The 6,407-nt window shown below is 35.0% G+C and carries 6 protein-coding genes; 5 read left to right on the forward strand and 1 reads right to left on the reverse strand.

Translation table 11 applies throughout. The features are described from left to right. Positions 1-23 precede the first annotated feature (23 nt). Genes GOQ16_RS15625 through coaD form a run of 3 tightly spaced genes read left to right on the forward strand, consistent with a single transcriptional unit; the run spans position 24 to position 1,812 of the window. Positions 24-818 carry a DUF3822 family protein gene (locus GOQ16_RS15625; RefSeq protein WP_160070144.1) on the forward strand — a complete coding sequence of 265 codons (795 nt, stop codon included), beginning with the start codon at positions 24-26 and terminating at the stop codon, positions 816-818. Further along, positions 809-1,342 (forward strand): RsmD family RNA methyltransferase, encoded by a 534-nt coding sequence (locus GOQ16_RS15630; RefSeq protein ID WP_160070145.1) that lies wholly within the window; start codon positions 809-811, stop codon positions 1,340-1,342. Before GOQ16_RS15625 ends, GOQ16_RS15630 begins: the two co-directional genes overlap by 10 nt. Before the next feature lie 2 nt (positions 1,343-1,344). After that, entirely contained in the window at positions 1,345-1,812 is a 468-nt protein-coding gene (coaD, locus tag GOQ16_RS15635; protein ID WP_160070146.1) for a pantetheine-phosphate adenylyltransferase, read from the forward strand. Positions 1,813-1,915: 103 nt separating this feature from the next. Here coaD and GOQ16_RS15640 read toward each other — a convergent pair whose 3' ends face one another. After that, a complete protein-coding gene (locus GOQ16_RS15640) occupies positions 1,916-3,223 on the reverse strand; it encodes a DEAD/DEAH box helicase (protein ID WP_160070147.1) in 1,308 nt (435 codons plus the stop codon). An 819-nt stretch (positions 3,224-4,042) separates the two neighbouring features. On the opposite strand from GOQ16_RS15640, the gene GOQ16_RS15645 reads away from it, so the two are divergent. Both GOQ16_RS15645 and eno read left to right on the forward strand, forming a co-directional pair. Next, positions 4,043-4,822: a hypothetical protein gene (locus GOQ16_RS15645; RefSeq protein WP_160070148.1), complete on the forward strand. Its 780-nt coding sequence runs from the start codon at positions 4,043-4,045 to the stop codon at positions 4,820-4,822. A gap of 156 nt (positions 4,823-4,978) precedes the next feature. Beyond that, on the forward strand, positions 4,979-6,277 hold the full coding sequence (gene eno, locus GOQ16_RS15650) for a phosphopyruvate hydratase (RefSeq protein WP_160070149.1): 1,299 nt from the start codon (positions 4,979-4,981) through the stop codon (positions 6,275-6,277). Positions 6,278-6,407: the final 130 nt, after the last annotated feature.

Below are 6,407 nucleotides of genomic sequence, written 5' to 3' on the forward strand. Positions count from 1 at the left end.
TCTGTTTGTTAAGCATATTTTACATGAATTACATTTCTGGAGATTTTCATCTACATTATATTCCATCTTATACATTGTATATACAAAGTGATTTGTACAAAGATCATCTGGTTGTTGTAGGTGTTGAAAATGATGTATTGGTTTATATATCTTACGATAATGAAAAACCTTCATTAGAAGCTACTAAAATGCTAGGTATGCCTTTTGAAAAGGTGTATGTGAGCTTGCCGCATCAGAGTTTAATATGGGTACCTTCAGAAGTATTTGATCCGAGTGAACTTAATCTTTATAAAGAGTATTTTCTTGATACAAAAGGTGATCATATCGAATATTACGATATTGAAAATCAAGGAATCACAGCATTATATCAAATTGAATCAACTTTAAGAAATAGATGGATAAATATATTTCCAGGAGCGGTGATAGTTCCAAGTTTTTCAGCAGTACTCAATCAGGCCTTTAGAAATATTGATTATGCTTTAGAATTGTTGACAATACATATATACGGCAATCAAGCAGATATTTTCATTTTTATAAATGGCGAAATAAGAATTTACAATACATTTGAGATACAGACGGCTGATGACTTAGCCTATTATGTATTGGCCGTAATGAAGAATTTTGCGATTGAAGGCAAGCTTCAAAAGATAATGTTGAGCGGTGCTTCAAAAGATTCGGAGTGGGGTGAAAGAATAAAAGCTTACACTAAGGAAATGGTTGAAATGAAAGCCACCCAAAATTGGAAAATTGTCAATAAAAAGGTGGGCTTTGCAATTAAAGAATTGAATACTTTAGCGGATTTAGCAATATGCGTGTAATAGGAGGAAAGATAGGTGGCTTACGTTTAAATCCTCCTTCAAATTTACCCGTTCGTCCCACCACAGATATAGCAAAAGAGGCTTTATTTAATATTTTAGAACATCAGATCGACTGGGATGACTGTAGCTGTTTAGATCTTTTTTGCGGAACTGGAAACATTTCTTTCGAATTAGCTTCTCGTGGAGCCACTGAAGTTGATGCAATTGATATTCATAGCAAATGTTTATTTTATGTAAAAGATATAGCAAAACAGTATGATTTGAATATTACTACACGTAAAGCGGATGTCTTTAAATTTGTGGCTTCTTGTAAGAAAAAATACGATTTCATATTTGCCGATCCTCCGTATGATGTTGGGCAATTGCCGCAGTTGCCACAGATGATTTTAGATAATGGATTGTTGAAAGAAGGTGGTATATTAGTAGTAGAGCATCCATCCATGCGTAAGTTGGTAGAGCATCCATTATTCGTAGAAACCAGGAAGTATGGATATTCTTCTTTCAGTTTTTATAATAATAATTAGATATGAAAATTGCAGTTTTTCCAGGCTCTTTTGATCCATTTACTAATGCACACAAAGATTTAGTCGATCGAGCTTTAAGTCTTTTTGACAAAATTTATATTGCTATAGGAGTGAATTCTTCCAAAAAAGGATTGATGGATTTCGAAACGCGAAAAGCTGCTATTTTAGAATTGTATAAAGATGAATCCAAAGTTATCGTCGATACATTCAATGGATTAACGGTTAATTATTGCAAAAAGGTAGAGGCACAATTTATTTTACGCGGACTGCGTAATTCTACCGATTTAGATTTTGAAAATGCTATTGCGCAAAATAACCTTATTCTTGCTCCTGAAATTGAATCGTACTTCCTTTTAGCTCGTACGGGACTGTCGCATATTTCTTCGACTATAGTTAGAGATATTTTAGCAAATGGCGGATCTGTCTATACTTTAGTGCCATCGGAGGTGCTGAGATTTATAACTAAGTAAGCTTTTTCTATAATAATTTATTTGTCATGCTGAACTTTAGTGAAACATCTTAAGTATTTTTTGTTGTTTCGGAAAACCTCAACATGACAGTTTAATATTTTTCTTAAGTTCGGATAAATTTAATCTTATTGCCTTTGATTTTTCCGTTACTACCTTCTTTAATAATTTTAGTAGCAACATGCCTTTTGACAGCCACATAGGCTTCTTTGTCTTTTACTTCAATGACGCCAATATCATCTTTTTCTACGCCATCCAACTTTAAAATGTAGCCAACAATATCAATTTTGTTGACTTTGTCTTTTTTGCCCGCTGAAAGGTATAACGTCGAGTATGGTGTATTATTCGGAAGGTCTAAACCTTCTTCCAGTATCATTTCTTCCGTATTCTGGGGTAAATATGGGAAATCATCATCTGGTTTAAGGATTACGATTACTTCCCCTTTGGCGTGCATACGTGCTGTACGACCATTGCGGTGAATGAATGCATCTTCTTTGCTGGGTAATTGGTAATGAATAATCACATCAATTTCGGGAATATCTAATCCACGTGCTGCCAAATCCGTAGTCAGCAATATGCGATTACTGTTATTTCTAAATTTTAGAATGGATAACTCACGATCGCGTTGTTCTAAACCGCCATGAAATACATCGTGAATCAGATCTCTATCATCTAGCAATTCCGAAATATGATCTACTGCTTCGCGGTGATTACAAAAGATAAGGATTTTCTGCTCGCTGAGAGTACATAACAAATTGAATAGTGCTCTTAATTTGTATTGAACTGGAGAAATTACTTTTTTGTATGTAAGAGCTGGATTGTTTTCTTGAGAATCTAGATTATCCAACTTTATGGCATTTTCGAGTGTCACAAAGTCAGGTAAAATATCTATATCTGTCGCAGATGTCAGTATTTTCTGTTTTATATTAGGATGCGCATCAATAATTTGTTTTAATTGATCTTGAAATCCCAGCTCCAGAGACTTGTCAAACTCATCCAATACCAAGGTGTGGACATCTGCAGTTGAAATATAATTACGCTCTAAATGGTAAATTATACGTCCAGGTGTACCAATTAATATTGTAGGAGCATCTTTAAGCGCATTTCGTTCTATTTTGGTGTCATGGCCACCATATACGCAAAGAATTTTATAGCCTGTAATGACTTTTTTGATAAAGGATTCAATCTGCAATGCTAATTCGCGCGTAGGAACAATAATTAAGGTCTGGGTCTTTAATGTTTTATTGGTCTGGATTAATTTGGATACTAATAAACTAAAAGCAAGAGTTTTACCTGATCCAGTAGGAGATAATAAGACAAAATCTTGGTTATTTTTGAATTTTTCTAGCGCGTCCAATTGCATGCTATTCAATTCCTCAATTTGTAGTTTTTTCAGTATCGATGTGATTTCCATTTTACAAAAGTAGACATTTAATAAACGGATACATTATAAATTGTTAAAAGATTGTTAAGATGAAACTACAATTTAAAGTTTGGCACAAGGATTGAATATGTACTAGTAATTCATAATTTAGGTTAATAATTGGTTAGTTAGAAAGCCTTCAATCTCCCCGGTTGAAGGCTTTTTCTTTGGTGCGCCCTGCATGGGCGATAACTCTAGGGTGCAAGTCCCGAACACGCCATTACAGTTGGAAGTGTTAGCCGAAGGCAAGGGTGTCCACCGTGAGGTGGAATCTGAAGGAAGCCTCAGGCAAATTCTCGGTCTGACGGACAGAAACTACATATAAGGCCTACGATGCTGGATGAGGTTGCAACACAAACTAAAGTCCTATACTGTACAGAAGCATCAAGGTAAATGTAGCAGACACATGAGATGAAACTATCTTAAACAACTGGAATACCCATCTTTACTGGCAGAATACAAGCGAGTTTGTGTTACAACTTAGGGAAGCCGTATACCGAACGGTACGTGCGGTGCTGTGGAAGGTCGGAACGGGAATTAATCCCGTTCCTCCTATCCGATTTAAGTTGTTTTTTTGAAGAAATATTCCTTATTTGCTTTTATTTAACTTAAATATTTATGAAAAGCGCTATCTACTACTTTATTATTTTGCTAATAACACTTAATTGTTGTTAAAAAGAAACCAACCAGTTTCTTGAGAAAGAAGTATATACTAATGAAGTTAAGAATAATTATAGAAATATTTTTTTTGATATTGTTAGCTACGAGGAGGCTCATCCCTTAGCCTCTACTGACGCTAATATAAGAGCTGTGTTAGGGATTAATGGAAATGAATTGTTTCTTGGGCTTGAAGAGAATAAGAGTGTAGTATTAAAGGGGGCATTAGATATGCCTGTTGATATTGATGATTCATATTCTTTTTATAAAGGTGAAATATTCAAAAATGCTTTAGGAACTTTTGTTCTTCATTTTAAAAAGAAGTATGCTGAAACAGGTCAGAATGAAGGCTTTAAAACACTGATAATTAATGGAGATATTGATTCATTTAATAAAACCCAATTTTATATTATTGAAGATATAATCGAGTCAGAACAATTTCCGGAAATCCAATTTTTAGAAAGGAAAGATTTAGGTTATTTAAATTTAGTGTATAATTCCGAATTGTCTACTTATTCTCCAAATGGATACCATGTCATAACATACCCTTTTAATTCAAATGAAGATCCAACATCGTTTATGAGGGGAAAACCAATTATAATAAATACTGTAAACCTTTCAGGAGACATGTATGATAAACCAATTTTAGCTGATGCAGTAAATGCTAATATTATTTCTATCGAATTGCAATCTCCGACCAAAGAGAAATTATGGTTGAAAGATTATACGGTTTCAGATTGGATACTAAAAGAAGGAGAGAGTCGATATAACAGTGTGTTCCTAAGTGATATTCATTCCTATATACGAATAGATACAAGAGAGAGTGGAATGAAATACTACGAAGGAAGTCTAATTTTACAACCTTATAAAAAAAATACAAGTATATATATTAATAAGGTTTCTGGATCTATATTTCAAACTAAGGAATTTTAATTGAGAAGTTATTTGTAATATGAGTTTCTGAATTTTTTTTATGATTATCTATTATAATTAACTTATTTTTGGATTAAATAGTATTATTAGTATATTAGTGTCCGAAATACACTAAGTGTTTCTATATTGTTAAGTCATAAACCCAATTAAAATAAAATGAGTTTAATTATCGATGTTAAAGCGCGTCAAATTTTAGATTCGCGCGGTAATCCAACAGTGGAAGTTGATGTAACTACGCAAAATGGTTTTGTAGGTCGTGCTGCGGTTCCTTCTGGAGCTTCAACAGGTGCGTACGAAGCGGTAGAATTACGCGATGGTGATAAGTCTAAATATTTAGGAAAAGGCGTTCTTAAAGCTGTTGAAAATGTAAACACTAAAATCGCTGAGGCTTTAGTAGGTGTTGATGTATTCGAACAAAATGCTATTGACAAGATCATGCTTGATCTTGATGGTACTGAAAATAAAGGTAACTTAGGTGCTAACGCTATTTTGGGCGTTTCTTTGGCTGTGGCTAAAGCTGCTGCGCAAGAGTCTCACCAACCATTATACCGTTATATTGGTGGTATAAATGCAAACACATTGCCTATCCCAATGATGAATATCATCAACGGTGGTTCTCACTCTGATGCGCCTATCGCATTCCAAGAGTTCATGATCATGCCTGTTGGTGCGCCTTCATTCTCTGAAGCGTTGCGTTGGGGAGCTGAAGTATTTCATACATTGAAAAAAATCTTACACGACCGTAACTTATCTACTGCAGTTGGTGATGAAGGTGGTTTTGCACCTACATTTGACGGTACTGAAGATGCAGTAGAAACTGTATTGAAAGCTATCGAACAAGCTGGTTACAAAGCTGGTGAAGAAATCTGCTTAGCATTAGACTGTGCAGCTTCTGAGTTTTACAAAGACGGCAAATACGATTACACTAAATTTGAAGGTGATAAGGGTGCTATTCGCTCGAGCGAAGAGCAAGCTGCTTATTTAGCAGAATTGTCTGTTAAATACCCTATTATTTCTATCGAAGATGGTATGGCTGAAGACGATTGGGCTGGTTGGAAAACATTAACTGAGAAAATCGGTGACCGTGTACAATTAGTAGGTGATGATTTGTTCGTAACTAACACTGTACGTTTACAACAAGGTATTGACGCGGATACAGCAAATTCAATCTTAGTAAAAGTAAACCAAATCGGTTCTTTGACTGAGACAATCAATGCGGTTACATTAGCACAAAATTCTGGTTACACTTCAGTAATGTCTCACCGTTCGGGTGAAACAGAAGATGCTACAATCGCTGACTTAGCTGTAGCACTAAACTGTGGTCAAATCAAAACAGGTTCGGCTTCACGTTCTGACCGTATGGCAAAATACAATCAATTGTTGCGTATCGAAGAAGAGTTGGGTGTTAACGCGCGCTTTATCGGTAAAGATTTCAAATTTGCGATCAAAAAATAAGTTTTTCTATTTATAAAATACCCAAAGGGAGAGACGATAGTTTCTCCTTTTTTGTTGTGTGCCCAGCATGGGCAATAACTCTAGGGTGTAAGTCCCGAACACGCCTTTACAGTGGGAAGTGTTAGCTTAT

The organism is Sphingobacterium bovisgrunnientis, from assembly GCF_009829085.1.
Lineage (GTDB): Bacteria > Bacteroidota > Bacteroidia > Sphingobacteriales > Sphingobacteriaceae > Sphingobacterium > Sphingobacterium bovisgrunnientis.

Bases quoted from the DNA above. Each gene is read 5' to 3' on its own strand.
- GOQ16_RS15625 (WP_160070144.1), top strand. From the start codon at position 24: ATGAATTACATTTCTGGAGATTTTCATCTACATTATATTCCATCTTAT.
- GOQ16_RS15630 (WP_160070145.1), top strand. From the start codon at position 809: ATGCGTGTAATAGGAGGAAAGATAGGTGGCTTACGTTTAAATCCTCCT.
- coaD (WP_160070146.1), top strand. From the start codon at position 1,345: ATGAAAATTGCAGTTTTTCCAGGCTCTTTTGATCCATTTACTAATGCA.
- GOQ16_RS15640 (WP_160070147.1), bottom strand. From the start codon at position 3,223: ATGGAAATCACATCGATACTGAAAAAACTACAAATTGAGGAATTGAAT.
- eno (WP_160070149.1), top strand. From the start codon at position 4,979: ATGAGTTTAATTATCGATGTTAAAGCGCGTCAAATTTTAGATTCGCGC.